The organism is Vibrio sp. H11 (genome assembly GCF_004804295.1).
GTDB classification, from domain to species: Bacteria; Pseudomonadota; Gammaproteobacteria; order Enterobacterales; family Vibrionaceae; genus Vibrio; species Vibrio ostreae.
Map to the genome: position 1 here is coordinate 302,521 of NZ_SSHN01000001.1, position 17,861 is coordinate 320,381.

Genomic DNA, 17,861 nt, shown 5'->3' on the forward strand with positions numbered 1-17,861 from the left:
GTGGTTGTACAAAAATGAAACTTTTTTACAGGGTTATGTGGCGCTTTGAGTTTGTTTTGTCGGGATACTGAATATTTTTCTGAGTGGTGTTTGTTTTATTTGTATTTATAAATTAATAGCTTAGATTGTTTTTCTTAGGGTGAATACCTCTAGAGTGGTAATTACTTTTTCATAACTGATCTGAGTCAATATTTGTCCCACAGTGAAAGATTATACTCAGCCATGAAAGCAATTTACTAAGCCTGTCGTTAGATAAATGATTGACGAAATGGCCAAAACTTAAAGACACATGCTTAATAAAGAGTTTTTAACATTTTTATATTTTTAGGAGATTCATTATGCCTGTAACTAACTTGGCTGAACTTGATGCTCTTGTAGCACGTGTGAAAGCGGCACAAGCCGAATTTGCTACTTACACTCAGGAACAAGTAGACAAAATCTTCCGTGCAGCATCGCTGGCAGCTAACCAAGCTCGTATTCCCCTGGCGCAACAAGCGGTAGCGGAATCTGGCATGGGTATCGTTGAGGATAAAGTAATCAAGAACCACTTTGCGTCTGAGTTTATCTACAACAAGTACAAAGACGAAAAGACTTGTGGTGTGCTGGAAGAAGATGACAACCTGGGCACGATGACTATCGCTGAACCGGTCGGCATTATCTGCGGTATCGTTCCAACCACTAATCCGACTTCCACTGCGATCTTTAAGTCTCTGATTTCTCTGAAGACTCGTAACGGCATCATCTTCTCGCCACACCCACGTGCCAAGAACTCTACCAACGATGCAGCGAAACTGGTTCTGGATGCAGCCGTAGCGGCTGGTGCGCCAAAAGATATCATCGGCTGGATTGATGAGCCGTCTGTCGAACTGTCTAACGCGCTGATGAAACACGAAGGTATCGCTCTGATCCTTGCGACCGGTGGTCCGGGCATGGTGAAAGCGGCGTACTCTTCAGGTAAACCAGCGATCGGTGTGGGTGCGGGTAACGTACCGGTTGTGATTGATGAAACAGCTGACATCAAACGTGCAGTAGCATCAATCCTGATGTCTAAAACATTCGACAACGGTGTCGTGTGTGCTTCTGAGCAGGCCGCTATCGTGGTTGATTCAGTGTACGATGAAGTGAAAGCACGTTTTGCTTCTCACAAAGCGTATGTACTGAGCAAAGCTGAAGCGGAAAAAGTGCGTAAAGTACTGCTGATTGACGGTGCGCTGAACGCGAAAATCGTAGGTCAGCCTGCAGCGAAAATCGCGCAAATGGCGGGTGTGACTGTCCCTGCAGACACCAAAGTACTGGTCGGTGAAGGCCTGGGTAAAGTCTCTCACGATGACGAGTTTGCGCATGAGAAATTGTCTCCGACTCTGGGTCTGTTCCGTGCCGATGACTTTGAAGATGCGGTTGCACAAGCAGTAACCATGGTTGAAATCGGTGGTATCGGCCATACTTCAGGTCTTTACACTAACCAAGACGTGAACGCAGACCGTATCCGTTACTTCGGTGACAAGCTGAAAACTGCACGTATCCTGATCAACATCCCAACCACTCACGGTGGTATCGGTGACCTGTACAACTTCAACGTTGCGCCGTCTCTGACCCTGGGTTGCGGTTCTTGGGGGGGGAACTCTATCTCTGAGAACGTAGGTCCTAAGCACCTGATCAACAAGAAAACTGTAGCGAAGCGAGCTGAAAACATGTTGTGGCATAAACTACCTAAGTCAATCTACTTCCGTCGCGGTAGTCTTCCAATCGCATTGAGCGACCTGGAAGGTAAAAAACGTGCGTTCCTGGTAACTGACCGCTTCCTGTTCAACAACGGTTATGCTGATGATGTGGTACAACTGCTGAAAGCTCAGGGTATGGAAGTACAGACTTTCTTTGATGTAGAAGCCGATCCAACTCTGTCTGTGGTTAAGAAAGGTGCTGAAGCGATGAGCAGCTTCCAGCCAGACGTTATCCTGGCGCTCGGCGGTGGTTCTCCAATGGACGCAGCGAAAATCATGTGGGTAATGTACGAGCACCCAGAGACTCACTTCGAAGAACTGGCAATGCGTTTTATGGATATCCGTAAACGTATTTACAAGTTCCCTAAAATGGGCCAGAAAGCTGAGCTGGTATGTATCACTACCACTTCAGGTACCGGTTCAGAAGTGACTCCGTTTGCCGTAGTTACTGACGACAAAACTGGTGCGAAATACCCACTGGCGGACTACGAACTGACTCCAAACATGGCTATCGTGGATGCTAACCTGGTGATGAACATGCCTAAGTCTCTGACTGCCTTCGGTGGTTACGACGCGGTGACTCACGCTCTGGAAGCCTATGTTTCTGTACTGGCGAACGAATACTCTGACGGTCAGGCTCTGCAAGCGCTGAAAATGCTGAAAGAATACCTGCCATCAAGCTACGCAAACGGTTCTAAAGACCCGATTGCCCGTGAAAAAGTACACAACGCAGCGACTATCGCAGGTGTCGCGTTTGCTAACGCATTCCTGGGTGTATGTCACTCAATGGCACACAAAATCGGCGCTGAGTTCCACCTGCCACACGGGCTGGCGAACGCACTGCTGATTTCTAACGTGGTACGTTACAACGCGAACGATAACCCGACTAAACAGACTGCATTCTCTCAATACGACCGTCCACAAGCACGCCGTCGGTACGCTGAAGTGGCAGACCACCTGGGTCTGAGCCAGGCTGGCGACCGCACTGCGCAGAAGATTGAACGTCTGCTGGCATGGTTGGATGAGCTGAAAGTGAATCTGGATATCCCAATGTCGATTCAGGCTGCAGGTGTCAATGAAGCTGACTTCCTGGCGAAACTGGATGAGCTTGCGGTTGAAGCTTTCGATGACCAATGTACTGGTGCGAACCCACGTTATCCTCTGATTTCAGAGCTGAAAGAAGTGCTGTCAGCTTCTTACTACGGTAAAGCGTTCGTTGAAGGTGAAACTTTCGAAGGTACAACCGTTATCAAGAAGAAAGCGGATCAGGAAGCTGCCAAAGTCGCCGCTCCAGCCGCAGCGCCTAAAGCGAAAAAAGACAAAGCTGAAGCGTAATGAGATAAGTTTTCGCTAGCACGAAAACCTAGCCATGAAACGAAAACCCGCCATCCGGCGGGTTTTTTTATGGTCAGCCCCAAACCACCGCCCTGGCAGCCGGTAAGGCCTTGCCTGTGCCTTGGGACAGACTGATTAAGGGCATGAGTTGTGGCTGGCCGCTGTTATTACTGTATCTGGCCGGATTTAGGTTGCCGATAAACCACAGTTTGCATAGCATAGCGCTTTCGCTCTTTATCGGATCATCGCCCATGACATGGATTTTCTTTACTTTTCTCGCTGCTTTCATGCAATCCTGGCGTAATGCCTTTCAAAGCCATCTTTCCGGCGATGTGAAAACGGCCGGTGTGACCCTGGCCCGTTTTCTGTGGGCAAGCCCGATCGCTGCGCTCTATCTGCTCGGACTGTATCAATACCAACCCGAGGCAGCACTGCCAATTTTTAATCTCAGCTTTACCAGTTTTGTGGTCGGAGCCTCCGTGATGCAAATCATTGCTACGGCTTTGATGGTGAAATTGTTTAAATTCAATAATTATGCGGTGGGTGCCGGACTCGCCAAAAGTGAAGCCTTGGTCGCCGCTATTCTAGGGATGATTTTCTTTGGCACTCACCTGAGTCTGCTCGGATGGAGCGGGGTAGTGATAGGTGGTGTCGGAGTGTTCATGATGAGCACACAGGGCGGCTGGCGTCAGTTGTCGGTACCGACGGTTTTACTTGGCCTCGGCAGCGGCAGTGCTTTTGCGTTAACATCATTATGGATTCGTGAAGCCAGTCTTGCGCTCGGGTTGCCTTTTCCATATAGCGCCGCTTGGGTGTTGCTGTCGGTCATCTCGCTCCAGACTCTGATGCTGGTGGCGTATCTGCTGGTGAGCGATCCGGCCACGCTCAAAGCACTATGGCTGCGCCCCAAGATTGTGGTGGCGACCAGTGTGTGCAGCTGTATCGGTTCGCTCGGATGGTTCAGTGCGATGTCGCTGGAGGCGGTACCGTATGTGAAAACGTTGGGTCAGGTGGAGATCTTTTTCACCATGCTGATCTCTGTATTCTGGTTGCGACAGAAAGTGCGAATTAAAGACGGGCTGGGACTGATTTTAGTTGCCCTGGCGGCAGTATTAGTGATGTGGACCTGACCCGGTTGTATTAATCAGGCAGCCCGATCGGATACCCGATTGCGGATAATAAAAAGCCTCTCAATCGAGAGGCTTTTTGCTGTTTCAATCACAAGCCGTTGATTAACCGGCCAGTGAGTCAGTGGCCACTTTATAGATTGGGTCTTCTTTGACGTTAATCTCGACCAGGCTGCCAGCTTTGTGCAGCAGGGCACGACAATCTTCACTCAGGTGACGCAGATGCAGGGTTTTACCGACCGAGGCGTAACGCTCGGCGATAGTCTCAATCGCTTCAATCGCTGAATGGTCGGCAACGCGTGACTGGGCGAAATCAACAATCACATCTTGCGGGTCGTTCTGCGTATCAAACAGCTCGAGGAAATTAGCCGCAGAGCCAAAGAACACCGGGCCGTTGATCAGGTAAATTTTTGAACCTTCGTCATTGATTTGGGTGCTGGCATAAATGTGTTTTGCGTGTTCCCAGGCAAACATCAGAGCTGAGACAACCACACCCACTAATACTGCAATGGCCAGGTCAGTAAATACCGTTACTACGGTCACCAGTACGATAACAAAAAAGTCTTGTTTTGGTACGCGGCGTGCCAGTTTGAAGGTGGCCCATTCGAAAGTGCCAATCACGACCATAAACATCACACCAACCAGCGCAGCCAGCGGGATCATTTCAATCAGTGATGAAGCAAACAGAATAAAGAACAGCAGCATGACCGCAGCAACGATACCTGACAGTCGGCCACGGCCGCCTGAGTTAACGTTGATCATCGACTGGCCAATCATGGCACAACCACCCATAGCGCCGAACACGGAACAGGTCATGTTCGCCAGACCCTGACCCATACATTCGCGGTTTGACTGACCGCGTGTGTTGGTCATTTCATCCAGAACCGTCAGTGTCAGCAGAGATTCGATCAGACCGACAGCGGCCAGAATCACTGCATAAGGCAGGATAATTTGCAGCGTTTCCAGTGTCATAGGAACTGTTGGCAGAGCGAAGGTCGGCAGATTGCCAGCCAGGGTCGCTGCATCATTACCCGACATTGAGCGCAAGAAGTCGACCACAGTACGTGTTTCCAGCCCCAGGCCTTGTACCAGCAAAGTAATAGTGACTATCGCAACCAGTGACGAGGGTACTGCCGTGGTCAGCTTAGGCAAAAAGTGAATGATTGCCATCGTCAGGGCGACCAGACCCAGCATCAGCATCATCTGATCTTGCGGTAGCCAGGTCAGGATGCCATTCAGATCCGGTGCTTTAAACTGGCCAAGCTGAGCCAGGAAAATCACGATAGCCAGGCCGTTGACGAAACCAATCATGACCGGATGTGGCACCATACGAATAAACTTGCCCAGTTTGAACAGGCCTGCGCAAATCTGTAATACACCGGCCAGCATAATTGCTGCGAACAGGTACTCAATACCATGGGTCGCAACCAGGCTGACCATAACCACTGCCATCGCACCCGTTGCACCGGAGATCATGCCAGGACGACCACCAAAAATAGAGGTGACCAGACCAACGATGAAGGCGGCATACAGACCAACCATAGGATCTACGCCTGCCACAAAGGCAAACGCGACGGCTTCGGGAACTAATGCCAGTGCTACCGTCAGACCGGATAGCACGTCATTTTTTACCGAATGCTTGGAAAATTGGGGGAATTCAAACATGAGTACTCAGTTTTTTCGCTGTCGTTAAATGAACGGCGACACTTGTGCGTGCTGTGTTTAGCAGTGCCTGGTGACGACTGACGTCATCCGGGACCAACCGAAACTGGGGAAGCAAAGAGTAGCAGCGTTTAGGTGTCGCTAGTTAAGCGCAGAATGGTACTGAATAGTGTGATTAAGTTCAACAATTAACCGGCCGAATGTCTGAGCAGGGATGAAATTATTACTGTGATGAATGATCGAGTATCAGCCGTTATCAGCAGCTGTTATCAGGACACACATCCTTGTGAAGGCAGAGCAGTTATCAGGACACACGTTTGCGAGGATAAGGGAGGGGGGAAACCGTGTTGCATGTCAGTTCAGCGTGTGCCGATAGCGATGTTTGTCAGACTTTTGCTTGTTTTCTAGGCAGTTAAGTCTAGTTTTGACTGAAAATTAACGGAGTAGTGTGATTGGTGTCATATACTGGCGGCTTTGCCATTTTTCAGTTGGAGGTTATCCATGCCATTGTCAGCAAGAAACACGGCACTGACGGCGTTAATCAGTGCATTGTCTTGTTCTGCCTATGCGACTCAGGAGCAAGGTGCACAAGAGACACAAGGGGGACAATTCAGCGGGGATGCCAAACTAGGCTTTATCTATTCCAAAACGGATAGTACTTCGATGTCGATCAACTCAGGTGCCACAATTAATTATGATGAAGAGATGCGTAAGCAAAAGCTCTCTCTGGCGACCTACTATTCACATAAGTCCGATAGTGACGCTGATGACGACGGGACCAACAAATATCGTGTGATCTACGATATCAAACACACCTTATCGCAAAGCTCTTTTGTGTTTGGTAACGCCAAGTACGAGCATGACCAATATGCGACTTATCGTCACCAGGCGCTGTTAGTAGGTGGTTTTGGTTATACCTTACTTGATACCGAAACATCGAAACTGGAAGTTGGTGCTGGTCCGGGTTTCCGTTATTCGAAACGTCAGTCTTTTGATGAAGACCATCCTAACCGTTCAGAGGATGAAATCATTGCCAACGGCTTTATTAATGGCAGCTTGAAAGTCAGTGATGCACTTGATATTGGTGGTGGTGTACGGATGGACTACGGTGATTCAAACACAACCACAACAGCCAACGCGTACCTGAAAAACAAACTGGCCGAGAAACTGGCACTGGTGCTGGATACGGAATATATCTACAACACAGAAGTGGCGTCTGGCAGAGATCATGATGAAATCTACAGTACCATCAGCCTGAACTACGCGTTCTAATCGGTCCGTCGCCCGTCATGGGTGAGGCCGTTCGTTGAAAGGGACATCGCCAGTTCTGAGCGACAAATTGTAATAAAAAAGCCCACCTTCTCAGGTGGGCTTTTACTTTTCAGCGTATTAGTACGTTAACAGCGACGTTAGTCAGTTACTGTGGCTTAGTCATTGCTGCACCGGCCTGGTTGCGAGCAACCTGACTGCCGGCACCGCGAGGCTGGTAACGTTCAGCGCGGAGTGGTGCTGCCACTACGGCAATCTCTTTCAGCTCACTGCTGCCTGGTGCTTTGGCCATTGGTGCTGATGCACGGCCGGACGTCACGGCGATTGCTTTCGGCGCTGTGATAATCACAGGTGCTTCTTCAATCACTGGCTCCATCACTTCTGCAACCGGCGCTGGTTCAACACTTGGTTCAGTTGTCACCACTTCAGCAGCCGCTTGTGCAACCTCAACGTCTTCTGTTGCTGGTGCCTCTACTGCCGCAGCGATTTGTTCTGCCGCTGCCGTAGGCGCTGCTTCTGGAGCTGGTGTGCTGACTTTAACGGCAGGTGCTTCAATCACAGGGCTTTCAGCGACTGGGGTCTCAACAACCGCTGCCGTTTCAACCACGACTGCTTCAACCGCTGCATTGTCTGTTACCAGCTCTGCCACCGGCGCTTCACGACGGATGATCACTTTACCCATCGCCATCTCCGGACAAGCGAAACCGCCCAGAGTGACATTAGTTTGCGCCTGTTGTTCTGCTTTTGCTTTCTTCGGCTTCGGCAGATCATAACGCGGCATCACTTTACCCATCGCCATTTCCGGTGATGCGACACCACCTTTACGCAGACGGAATGGGTTCGGACGGCGGTCGCGACCGCGACGACGACGCTGACCACTGGCACGTAGATGACGTGGTGAGCGGCGGTTACGGCGTTGTTTCTGCTCGTCTTTTTCAGTATTTTCCCCGTCAGTGTCAGCAACCTTGGTATTGTTATCTTTCACTGATTTCGCTTCTGCTGTCTGCTCTGGTTGAGCGGCTGCAGTGATGGCTGCTTCAGTTTGATCCTTAATACGGATCTGCTTGGTCAGTTTACGGCGCTGACGACGCTCTTTGACAACGGCCGCTTTTTCCTCTTGCGCTTCCTGACGAGGCGCTTCGGTTACGTCTTGTTGCTGAGCGTCGGTCGCCAGTTTGCGACCCTGTTCCATCACCTTGCTGGATTTCGCTTCATCGCGTTTGCTGTCGTCACGTTTGTTGCGACGCTGATCATTAGCATTGCGGTCGTTACGCTCGTTACGATCTGTGCGTTCCTGTTTTGGTTTACGCTCTTGCTTACGATTGCTTTGCGCGTCTTTATCCGCAGGCTTATTGCTCTCTTGTGGTTTCGCATCTTTCACGTCATCCGCTTTGCGTCGGTTCTTATCACGCGGATTGCGGCGGCGATCGTTACGTTCACGGCGAGGTTGGGAAGACTTGTTGCGGTCACCTTGCGGTTTCTGCTGTGGTTTTTCCTCAGTTTCCTGAGCTTGTTTTGGCTCTTCTGCCTGAGGTGCGGCAAATAGGTTTGACAGAGCGTTCAGGAAGCGGGAAATCAGGCCCGGTTTTTCTTGTTGCACTGGAGCTGGCGCAGCTTGCGGTGCTTCGACCGGCTGTGGTTTAGGTACCGGAGCCGATTGAGTCGGAGCCGCAAAACCTTTCAGCACTGGTTCTTCCAGACGCTTAGGTTTGATATCGGCATCACCCAGATCTTTGCCTTCTGCTTCTTTCATTGATTCCAGTTTACGTGGAATCAGGTAAGACAGCATTTCCTGCTCTTCACCTTCGCGGATACGGATAACTTCGAAGTGCGGCGTTTCCATATCAGAGTTCGGTACCACAGTGATTTTCACATCTTGGTGACGCTCAATGTGGTTAACGGAACGACGTTTTTCGTTCAGCAGGTAAGAAGCGATCGAGACTGGCACAACCGCCAGTACCTGAGAGGTGTTGTCTTTCAGTGCTTCTTCTTCAATCAAACGCAGTACAGACAGCGCCAGAGATTCGTTGTCACGCACAACACCGGTACCGGTACAACGCGGACAGATGTGATGGCTGGCTTCTGCCAGCGACGGGCTCAGACGCTGACGCGACATTTCCAGCAGGCCAAAGCGCGAGATACGGCCGATCTGCACGCGAGCACGATCCAGGCGCACAGCTTCACGCAGACGGTTTTCTACTTCACGCTGATGGCGAACAGGTGTCATGTCGATAAAGTCGATAACAACCAGACCGCCCAGGTCACGCAGACGCAACTGACGAGCAATCTCATCGGCCGCTTCCAGGTTCGTGTTCAGAGCCGTCTCTTCAATATCGCCGCCTTTGGTTGCGCGTGCTGAGTTGATATCGATAGAGGTCAGAGCTTCAGTTGGGTCAATAACGATTGAACCGCCGGAAGGAAGACGAACTTCACGTTGGAAAGCAGATTCGATCTGGCTCTCGATTTGGAAGTGGCTGAACAGTGGCACTTCACCATCGTATTTCTTGACTCGGTTAATGAAGTCAGGTCGCACCAACCGGATGTGTTCCAGAGCGCGTTCATAGATGGTGTTGCTGTCGATAAGAATTTCGCCGATATCGCGACGCAGATAGTCACGAATGGCACGTACGATGACGTTACTTTCCTGGTGAATCAGGAATGGGGCCGGGTTAGAGTCAGATGCCTGTTTGATTGCGCTCCAGTGGTTGATAAGCACATTCAGGTCCCACTCCAGCTCTTCCGCACTTTTCCCAACACCTGCGGTACGAACAATTAGACCCATACCTTGCGGTAGTTCCAGCGTGCTTAGTGCTGCCTTAAGTTCAGTGCGTTCATCACCTTCGATACGACGTGAAATACCGCCGGCACGAGGGTTATTTGGCATCAGAACCAGGTAACTGCCAGCCAGTGAGATAAAGGTAGTCAGAGCCGCGCCTTTACTGCCACGTTCTTCTTTCTCTACCTGTACGATCACTTCCTGACCTTCCGTCAGCACTTCTTTAATGCTTGGGCGGCCTTGGTAACTGTAACCTTCTGGGAAGTATTCGCGGGCAATTTCTTTAAGAGGAAGGAAACCGTGTCTTTCAGCGCCGTAGTCGACGAATGCGGCTTCCAGACTTGGTTCAATGCGGGTAATACGTCCTTTGTAGATATTCGCTTTTTTCGATTCATGTCCAGGACTTTCGATATCCAAATCGAACAGTCGCTGGCCATCGACCAACGCGACACGCAACTCTTCTTTTTGAGTTGCGTTAATTAACATTCTTTTCATTTAAAAATCTCGTTATCTTTTCTTCATTTTGATTGTTGTTCTTATTGCTTTTGTTTCGTTTTCACGGTGCCTGATCCCATGGCTTGGTTATTACAGCCTCCCGGCTGGAGGGGGATGCTCTGAGGGCACTTCAGTATCACAAGCGTTTCACTCGCCTGTGATCCGCGTAGTGGCGGAGGATACTCAACATGAAATGACGATGAGTAGAGCAACAAGAACGCCTTAATCAACTGTGTCTTACGCCGTGTGCAGCACATCGGTTTTTGGCTTAGCTACTCATAAACTTGCGTTAATCAAACGGCTACAGATAATATGCCACCTGTTCGATTATTGCAGCTGTGAACTATAGCAGTGACTGGTAAACTCAGCAATCTGCTTTATTAGAAAGCGCTTAAAATTTTGCGGTTCTGTATAAAAAATGTCAGTGAACACGCAAAATTCTTAGTGAAAACCAGTGACAAATTTGAGTTTTGCGCGTATTCCAGGCTTTAACTGTCGGAGCAGTGCGCCGCATTGATGTGAGTTTCAACAATTTAGCTTAAGTTTTAAGCTGAAAGCGTTTTTTTTGTTACCAAGAAAATGTGAATTTCATCCTATTACGGTTAGAATAGCCGCCATGAGCGAAATAAGAACCCAAGTCCAGTTCGTTGATATCGACGAAGACATGGCTGGTCAGCGCATTGATAATTTCTTGCGCAACCAATTAAAAAACATCCCTAAAAGCGTGGTTTACCGAATCCTGCGTAAGGGCGAGGTGCGCGTCAATAAAAAACGCGTCAAAGCCGAATACAAGCTGGCGGCCGGCGATATGGTGCGGATTCCGCCGGTGACCATGGAAGTGAAAGAAGAAGAGATCGCGGCACCGAGTACTAAGCTCAATAAGGTCGCAGAACTGGAGCATTGTGTACTGTATGAAGATGAGCATCTTTTGGTGCTCAATAAACCATCCGGTACAGCGGTGCATGGCGGCAGCGGCTTAAAGTTTGGCGCGATTGAAGCGCTGCGTGCGCTGCGTCCGCAGGCTCGCTTCCTTGAGTTGGTGCACCGGATTGACCGCGATACGTCAGGCATTTTGTTGGTGGCTAAGAAGCGCTCGGCGCTGCGTCACCTGCAGAGCCAGTTTCGCGAAAAAACCGTGCAGAAGTACTACTTTGCGCTGGTGATGGGGGAGTGGAAAGCCAGCTGCAAAGCGGTCAATGCGCCACTGCTGAAAAACGAAGTGAACAGTATCGTGCGGGTCAACTCGAACGGTAAGCCGTCAGAGACCCGTTTTAGAATTCTTGAGAAGTTTTCACAAGCTACGCTTGTTCAGGCAAGTCCGATTACCGGCCGCACCCACCAGATCCGTGTGCACACTCAGTACATGGGTCATCCGATCGCCTGGGATGATCGTTATGGTGATCGCCGTTTTGACGCCTATACCGCTAAGTTTGGCATTGACCGTCTGTTTTTACACGCCGCCAACATTCAGTTTGTTCATCCGGGCAGCGGCGCAAAAATGGAAATCAATGCGCCTCTCGACGATAAACTGGAGCAGGCACTGGCCAAAATGCGTCAGGCAGGCTGATTCTTTCAGTCAGAGCGACTGGTGGTGTAGCAGAGCGACTGGTGTTTTAGCAATGCAAAGGCTTGTCGGATGACAAGCCTTCGTTATTTGTGGCTGAATTAAGTTATGTGGTGAAATTAAGTTATGCGGCGAAATTAAGATATGCAGCGGAATGAAGTTTCAGCTCAGCTTAATGCTTACAGTACCGCAAACTGCTCGTTTTCCAGCAGGCGAATAAGGCGAATCAGCGGCAGTCCGACCAGACTGTTCGGATCGTCGCCTTCCAGCCGTTCAAACAGGGCGATGCCGAGTCCTTCACTTTTAAAGCTGCCTGCGCAGTGCAGTGGCTGCTCCTGGTCAACATAACGGCTGACCATCTGTGGAGTGAGCTTGCGAAAGTGAACGGTAAAGGTATCTAAAACCACCTGAGCCTTGTCGGTGCTGCGGTTATACAGTGCCAGGCCCGTATAGAAGGTGATCGCCTGACCGCTCTGACTGAGCAGCTGTTCGATGGCTTTATCACGGGTGTGGGGCTTGCCGACAATCCGGCCGTCAATGACACACACCTGATCCGAGCCAATCACCAGGCTGTTGCCGGTAACCTGGCAGGAGCGTGCTTTCGCCTCAGCAAGGCGCAATACCAACTGCTCCGGACTCTCACCGACCAGTGGGGTTTCATCACAATCCGGGGTGGCGGTGGTAAACGGGATCTGCAGTTTGGCGAGCAACTGTTGACGGAAAGGGGAAGTTGACGCTAAAACAAGTTGGTAATTTTGCATCTTTTTATACGCTTCTTACTGTACAATTATCATGGGTTTTACGGCAGCTTATATCAACAAACAGGCTGCTCATAATTCTCTATACGGAAAGGGAAAAAAAAGTAACTTTTTTGCCTTTTTCTTTGACTAAATCTATTTTGGAAGATAATATTCGCGCCCTATGCAAAAGGTAAAAATACCGCGAACGATTGATCCGGGTAAAGCCGCTCAGAAACGACTTGATTACGATGGCATCATCCAAATGAGTCTTTTCAAGCGCTTAGAGGAGTCAGTCGAAGGCGTTAAACGCGACGCTCAAGTCTCATTGTCATTTGGGCTTGATGAACAGCGACTTGTTGTTATCTCTGGTAAAGCTAACATCGAAGTCGATTTAGAGTGTCAACGCTGTAATGAGGTTTTCACACATCAGTGTGAAGTTGAATTCACTTACACCCCTTATAAAGGGCAGCAAAGTGAAGAAGACGCCCCCGACGAGTACGATTTGGTAGATCTGAACGAGTACGGTGAGGTTGACCTGATTCAGTTAGTTGAAGACGAGTTCATCATAAACTTGCCCCAGGTTGCGATGCACGACGAAGCAGATTGTAGCGTTACTTCAGACAATATGGTGTTTGGTGAACTTCCAGACGAAGTGTTGGAAGAGAAGCCGAATCCGTTCGATGTTTTAAAAAGTTTAAAGAAGTAAATCTTTAAGCAATAACATAGGAGTAGGGTCGATGGCCGTACAACAAAACCGTAAAACACGTTCACGCCGTGGTATGCGTCGTTCACACGATGCGCTAACTACAGCTGCACTATCTGTAGACGCAACTTCAGGTGAAACTCACCTGCGTCACAACGTGACTGCTGAAGGTTACTACCGTGGCAAAAAGGTTATCAACAAGTAAGGTTGACCTTTGCAAAATTTAACCGTTGCACTTGATGCAATGGGCGGGGATTTCGGTCCTCGCGTTACAGTGCCTGCCGCCGTGCAGGCACTGTCGCATTTCCCAGAGCTAAAAGTGACTCTCATCGGTGATCAGACTGAGATCGCCCAGCAACTTTCTCTTCTAGGTTACGAATCAGATGCCCGTTTGTGCATTCTGCACAGTGACCGAGTTATCTCTAACTCCGAAAAACCATCATTAGCACTGCGTCATTGTCAGGGCAGTTCAATGGCGATGGCGATTGATCAGGTCGCTGAAGGCCAGGCCCATGCCTGCGTCAGTGCAGGTAATACCGGAGCTTTGATGGCGTTATCCCGTTTTCGACTCAAATTGTTACCAGGTATTGACCGTCCTGCTTTAGTATCGGCGTTACCCACCGCGTCCGGCGGTAAAGTGTGGATGTTGGATTTAGGCGCCAATGTGTCGAGTGATGCCGATTCTCTGTTCCAGTTTGCCGTTATGGGGGCTGCATTGGCGGAGCAACATTTGTCCCGCATTCCCAGGGTCGCTATTTTGAATGTCGGCGCTGAGGAAATAAAAGGTAATGATCTTGTCAAACGTTGTTCAGGAATGTTGCAACAGACTAACGCAGTGAACTTTATCGGTTATATTGAAGGTAACCAACTGCTGACCGATGCAGCGGATGTGATAGTCTGTGACGGTTTCGTCGGCAATATCTGTTTGAAAACCTGTGAAGGAACTGCGCAACTCTTTATCGATAAGTTAAAAAGTAAGTTTTTAGCCTCATCCATAAAGGGTTGGATTGCCAGAAAGCTGTTTTCTGAACTATTTACTGAACTAAAAACACTGAACCCCGACCAGTATAACGGTGCAAGTTTGCTAGGATTGCGCGGCATTGTCATTAAAAGTCATGGAAGTGCTGATGTATCCGCTGTCGTGAATGCCATTTCCGAAGCGGTACATGAAGTGAAACGACAAGTCCCCAGCCGTATAAGCGATCGTTTGGAAGCGGTTTTACTCGAGAGGCATTATTAGTCTTCATGTATAGCAAAATTTTAGGTACAGGCAGCTACCTGCCATCTCAAGTGCGTACCAACGCCGATCTGGAGAAAATGGTAGATACAAGTGATGAGTGGATTGTCACTCGCACCGGTATTCGTGAGCGTCGGATTGCTGCCGAAAATGAAACGGTTGCCGATATGGCGTTTTATGCGGCTCAGAATGCAATCGAGATGGCTGGCATTGATAAAGAAGCCATCGATCTGATCATTGTCGCCACCACGAGCGGCAGTCATACTTTCCCGTCTTCAGCTTGTCAGGTACAAGCGAAACTGGAGATTCAGGGCTGTCCGGCGTTTGACCTGGCTGCAGCCTGTTCGGGTTTTATGTACGGTTTGTCGGTGGCAGATCAACACATTAAATCGGGTATGTGTAAAAATGTTCTGGTGATTGGCGCGGATGCGCTGTCAAAAACCTGTGATCCGACCGATCGTTCAACCATCATTCTGTTTGGTGACGGTGCCGGTGCTGTGGTTGTGGGTGCCAGCGAAGAGCCGGGTATTCTGTCAACCCACATTTACGCGGACGGCCGTTTTGGCGATCTGCTGAGCCTGGAAGTCCCGGAGCGCGGCGGTGATGTCGACAAATGGCTGCATATGGCCGGTAACGAAGTGTTTAAAGTCGCCGTGACACAATTGTCAAAGCTGGTGAAAGATACACTGGCTGCCAACAATATGCACAAGTCTGAACTAGACTGGTTAGTGCCTCATCAGGCGAACTATCGAATTATTTCAGCGACGGCGAAAAAACTGTCGATGTCGCTGGATCAAGTCGTGGTCACTCTGGACCGTCATGGCAATACCTCTGCCGCTACCGTGCCAACTGCACTGGACGAAGCGGTTCGTGACGGACGCATTCAACGTGGCCAGACTCTGTTGCTGGAAGCCTTTGGTGGTGGTTTCACCTGGGGTTCTGCATTGGTCAAGTTCTGATTGATTCACAACGGACGGTTGAACTTAGCAGCAACGCGCGATAAATATTCAGACTTAAGGAGTCGCAAGACTCCTTATTCATTATTAAGTTAAGGAAAAAAACATGAGCAAGTTTGCTATCGTATTTCCGGGTCAGGGCTCTCAGGCAGTGGGTATGCTTGCTGAGCTTGGCGAACAGTATGATGTAGTTAAACAAACTTTTGCAGAAGCGTCTGACGCTCTGGGTTACGATCTTTGGGCTCTGGTTCAAAATGGCCCTGCAGAAGATCTCAACCAGACTTTCCGCACTCAACCTGCACTGCTGGCGTCATCCGTTGCTATCTGGCGCGTATGGCAGGAGCTGGGCCTGGAGCAGCCACAAGTGCTGGCCGGCCATAGCCTGGGTGAATACTCTGCTCTGGTTTGTGCCGGTGTGATTGACTTTAAAGCGGCCATCAAACTGGTTGAACTGCGTGGTCAGTTGATGCAGGAAGCCGTTCCTGCGGGTACCGGCGCTATGTTTGCTATCATCGGCCTGGACGATGAAGCGATTGCGAAAGCGTGTGAGGAAGCCGCACAAGGTGACGTTGTGTCCCCGGTGAACTTCAACTCGCCAGGCCAGGTGGTTATCGCCGGTCAGAAAGACGCAGTTGAACGTGCCGGTGCACTGTGTAAAGAAGCGGGTGCCAAACGTGCATTGCCGCTACCGGTTTCAGTACCGTCACACTGCGCTCTGATGCAACCGGCAGCCGATAAACTGGCTGTGGCACTGGAAGCACTTGAGTTCAACGTGCCACAAATTCCGGTGATCAACAACGTAGATGTTGCGGCTGAAACGGATCCGGCAAAAATTAAAGATGCACTGGTTCGCCAACTGCACAGCCCGGTTCGCTGGACTGAAGGCGTGCAGAAGATGAGTGAGCAAGGCATTGAGACTCTGATTGAAGTTGGCCCGGGTAAAGTATTGACTGGTCTGACTAAACGTATTGTGAAAACGCTGAACGCGCAAGCAGTGAACGATATCGCTTCACTGGACGCAGTTAAGTAAAAGTAGGAAATAGACATGAGTGATTTCATGAACCTGGAAGGCAAAGTTGCCCTGGTTACTGGCGCAAGTCGCGGTATCGGTAAAGCGATCGCGGAACTATTGGTAGCACGTGGTGCGAAAGTGATTGGTACTGCAACCAGCGAAAGCGGCGCAGAAGCGATCAGCGCTTATCTGGGCGACAATGGTAAGGGTCTGGCACTGAACGTGACCGATGTTGAATCTATCGAAGCAGTACTGAAAAACATCAATGACGAATTCGGTGGCGTAGACATCCTGGTTAACAACGCGGGTATCACCCGTGATAACCTGCTGATGCGCATGAAAGATGATGAATGGACAGATATCATGGATACTAACCTGACATCTATCTTCCGCCTGTCTAAAGCGGTTCTGCGTGGTATGATGAAAAAACGTCATGGTCGTATCATCAATGTGGGTTCTGTTGTTGGTACGATGGGTAACGCAGGTCAGACTAACTACGCAGCAGCGAAAGCGGGTGTAATCGGCTTTACTAAGTCAATGGCACGCGAAGTTGCTTCACGTGGTGTGACTGTGAACACAGTTGCACCAGGTTTTATCGAAACTGATATGACAAAAGCGCTGAATGACGAGCAACGTGCTGCTACACTAGCACAAGTGCCGGCTGGTCGTCTGGGTGACCCACGTGAAATTGCTTCTGCTGTGGCTTTCCTGGCATCTCCGGAAGCTGCGTACATTACCGGCGAAACTCTGCACGTTAACGGCGGAATGTACATGGTTTAACGCTAAGTTTGCGGCGAAGTGAGCGCAAACTGTGAAGTAAATGGTTGACTTCGCCTGAAACTTAACGTTTAAATGCGCAAGATTTGTGCATGATATAAGTCAAAAATGGTGTGAATTTCGGTTAAAATCGCCAAATTTGTGGTTTGACCAGCAAGGTGCCCCTTGCAACTTTCACTAGTTCGAATAAACTACGGCATCATCGCATTAGGCGAAATCTGTAAAGGAAAAGTAAAAATGAGCAACATCGAAGAACGCGTAAAGAAAATCATCGTTGAACAGCTGGGTGTAGACGAAGCAGAAGTTAAAAACGAAGCTTCTTTCGTTGAAGACCTAGGTGCTGATTCTCTTGACACTGTTGAGCTGGTTATGGCTCTTGAAGAGGAATTCGACACTGAGATTCCTGATGAAGAAGCAGAGAAAATCACTACTGTTCAAGCTGCGATCGACTACGTAAACAGCGCTCAGTAATGCTCTCCCCAGGCGG

Annotated in this window: 14 protein-coding genes; 11 read left to right on the forward strand and 3 right to left on the reverse strand. The window is 49.6% G+C overall.

Annotated elements, in window-relative coordinates; translation table 11 throughout:
• Nucleotides 1-338 precede the first annotated feature (338 nt).
• Both adhE and E6C74_RS01570 read left to right on the forward strand, forming a co-directional pair.
• Nucleotides 339-3,056: a bifunctional acetaldehyde-CoA/alcohol dehydrogenase gene (gene adhE / locus E6C74_RS01565; RefSeq protein WP_136482707.1), complete on the forward strand. Its 2,718-nt coding sequence runs from the start codon at nucleotides 339-341 to the stop codon at nucleotides 3,054-3,056.
• Between the two features lie 251 nt (nucleotides 3,057-3,307).
• Entirely contained in the window at nucleotides 3,308-4,186 is an 879-nt protein-coding gene (locus E6C74_RS01570) for a DMT family transporter (protein WP_136482709.1), read from the forward strand.
• A 102-nt stretch (nucleotides 4,187-4,288) separates the two neighbouring features.
• Here the strand turns inward: E6C74_RS01570 and E6C74_RS01575 are convergent, their stop codons facing one another.
• Entirely contained in the window at nucleotides 4,289-5,848 is a 1,560-nt protein-coding gene (locus E6C74_RS01575) for a SulP family inorganic anion transporter (RefSeq protein WP_136482711.1), read from the reverse strand.
• A 498-nt stretch (nucleotides 5,849-6,346) separates the two neighbouring features.
• Between E6C74_RS01575 and E6C74_RS01580 the strand changes: the two genes are divergently transcribed.
• Nucleotides 6,347-7,117 carry a DUF481 domain-containing protein gene (locus tag E6C74_RS01580; RefSeq protein ID WP_136482713.1) on the forward strand — a complete coding sequence of 257 codons (771 nt, stop codon included), beginning with the start codon at nucleotides 6,347-6,349 and terminating at the stop codon, nucleotides 7,115-7,117.
• A gap of 145 nt (nucleotides 7,118-7,262) precedes the next feature.
• Here E6C74_RS01580 and rne read toward each other — a convergent pair whose 3' ends face one another.
• On the reverse strand, nucleotides 7,263-10,385 hold the full coding sequence (gene rne, locus E6C74_RS01585) for a ribonuclease E (RefSeq protein WP_136482716.1): 3,123 nt from the start codon (nucleotides 10,383-10,385) through the stop codon (nucleotides 7,263-7,265).
• Between the two features lie 616 nt (nucleotides 10,386-11,001).
• Between rne and rluC the strand changes: the two genes are divergently transcribed.
• Nucleotides 11,002-11,952, forward strand: a complete 951-nt coding sequence (gene rluC, locus E6C74_RS01590; protein WP_136482718.1) for a 23S rRNA pseudouridine(955/2504/2580) synthase RluC — start codon at nucleotides 11,002-11,004, stop codon at nucleotides 11,950-11,952.
• Nucleotides 11,953-12,128: 176 nt separating this feature from the next.
• Here rluC and E6C74_RS01595 read toward each other — a convergent pair whose 3' ends face one another.
• Nucleotides 12,129-12,710, reverse strand: a complete 582-nt coding sequence (locus E6C74_RS01595) for a nucleoside triphosphate pyrophosphatase (RefSeq protein ID WP_136482720.1) — start codon at nucleotides 12,708-12,710, stop codon at nucleotides 12,129-12,131.
• A gap of 160 nt (nucleotides 12,711-12,870) precedes the next feature.
• Between E6C74_RS01595 and yceD the strand changes: the two genes are divergently transcribed.
• The 7 genes from yceD to acpP all read left to right on the forward strand — a co-directional run bounded on the left by yceD (nucleotide 12,871) and on the right by acpP (nucleotide 17,845).
• Entirely contained in the window at nucleotides 12,871-13,395 is a 525-nt protein-coding gene (gene yceD, locus E6C74_RS01600) for a 23S rRNA accumulation protein YceD (protein ID WP_136482723.1), read from the forward strand.
• Between the two features lie 31 nt (nucleotides 13,396-13,426).
• Nucleotides 13,427-13,597: a 50S ribosomal protein L32 gene (gene rpmF, locus E6C74_RS01605; RefSeq protein WP_039429829.1), complete on the forward strand. Its 171-nt coding sequence runs from the start codon at nucleotides 13,427-13,429 to the stop codon at nucleotides 13,595-13,597.
• A gap of 9 nt (nucleotides 13,598-13,606) precedes the next feature.
• A complete protein-coding gene (gene plsX, locus E6C74_RS01610; RefSeq protein ID WP_136482725.1) occupies nucleotides 13,607-14,632 on the forward strand; it encodes a phosphate acyltransferase PlsX in 1,026 nt (341 codons plus the stop codon).
• A gap of 5 nt (nucleotides 14,633-14,637) precedes the next feature.
• Nucleotides 14,638-15,588 (forward strand): beta-ketoacyl-ACP synthase III, encoded by a 951-nt coding sequence (locus E6C74_RS01615; protein WP_136482727.1) that lies wholly within the window; start codon nucleotides 14,638-14,640, stop codon nucleotides 15,586-15,588.
• A 103-nt stretch (nucleotides 15,589-15,691) separates the two neighbouring features.
• Entirely contained in the window at nucleotides 15,692-16,615 is a 924-nt protein-coding gene (gene fabD / locus E6C74_RS01620) for an ACP S-malonyltransferase (RefSeq protein ID WP_136482729.1), read from the forward strand.
• 27 nt (nucleotides 16,616-16,642) lie between these two features.
• Entirely contained in the window at nucleotides 16,643-17,377 is a 735-nt protein-coding gene (gene fabG / locus E6C74_RS01625) for a 3-oxoacyl-ACP reductase FabG (RefSeq protein WP_136483179.1), read from the forward strand.
• Nucleotides 17,378-17,611: 234 nt separating this feature from the next.
• A complete protein-coding gene (gene acpP / locus E6C74_RS01630; RefSeq protein WP_014204679.1) occupies nucleotides 17,612-17,845 on the forward strand; it encodes an acyl carrier protein in 234 nt (77 codons plus the stop codon).
• The last annotated feature ends 16 nt before the right edge of the window (nucleotides 17,846-17,861 follow it).

What these genes read in the sequence shown, in the direction of transcription:
- adhE (WP_136482707.1), top strand. Translation starts at nt 339, where the DNA reads ATGCCTGTAACTAACTTGGCTGAACTTGATGCTCTTGTAGCACGTGTG.
- E6C74_RS01570 (WP_136482709.1), top strand. Translation starts at nt 3,308, where the DNA reads ATGACATGGATTTTCTTTACTTTTCTCGCTGCTTTCATGCAATCCTGG.
- E6C74_RS01575 (WP_136482711.1), bottom strand. Translation starts at nt 5,848, where the DNA reads ATGTTTGAATTCCCCCAATTTTCCAAGCATTCGGTAAAAAATGACGTG.
- E6C74_RS01580 (WP_136482713.1), top strand. Translation starts at nt 6,347, where the DNA reads ATGCCATTGTCAGCAAGAAACACGGCACTGACGGCGTTAATCAGTGCA.
- rne (WP_136482716.1), bottom strand. Translation starts at nt 10,385, where the DNA reads ATGAAAAGAATGTTAATTAACGCAACTCAAAAAGAAGAGTTGCGTGTC.
- rluC (WP_136482718.1), top strand. Translation starts at nt 11,002, where the DNA reads ATGAGCGAAATAAGAACCCAAGTCCAGTTCGTTGATATCGACGAAGAC.
- E6C74_RS01595 (WP_136482720.1), bottom strand. Translation starts at nt 12,710, where the DNA reads ATGCAAAATTACCAACTTGTTTTAGCGTCAACTTCCCCTTTCCGTCAA.
- yceD (WP_136482723.1), top strand. Translation starts at nt 12,871, where the DNA reads ATGCAAAAGGTAAAAATACCGCGAACGATTGATCCGGGTAAAGCCGCT.
- rpmF (WP_039429829.1), top strand. Translation starts at nt 13,427, where the DNA reads ATGGCCGTACAACAAAACCGTAAAACACGTTCACGCCGTGGTATGCGT.
- E6C74_RS01615 (WP_136482727.1), top strand. Translation starts at nt 14,638, where the DNA reads ATGTATAGCAAAATTTTAGGTACAGGCAGCTACCTGCCATCTCAAGTG.
- fabD (WP_136482729.1), top strand. Translation starts at nt 15,692, where the DNA reads ATGAGCAAGTTTGCTATCGTATTTCCGGGTCAGGGCTCTCAGGCAGTG.
- fabG (WP_136483179.1), top strand. Translation starts at nt 16,643, where the DNA reads ATGAACCTGGAAGGCAAAGTTGCCCTGGTTACTGGCGCAAGTCGCGGT.
- acpP (WP_014204679.1), top strand. Translation starts at nt 17,612, where the DNA reads ATGAGCAACATCGAAGAACGCGTAAAGAAAATCATCGTTGAACAGCTG.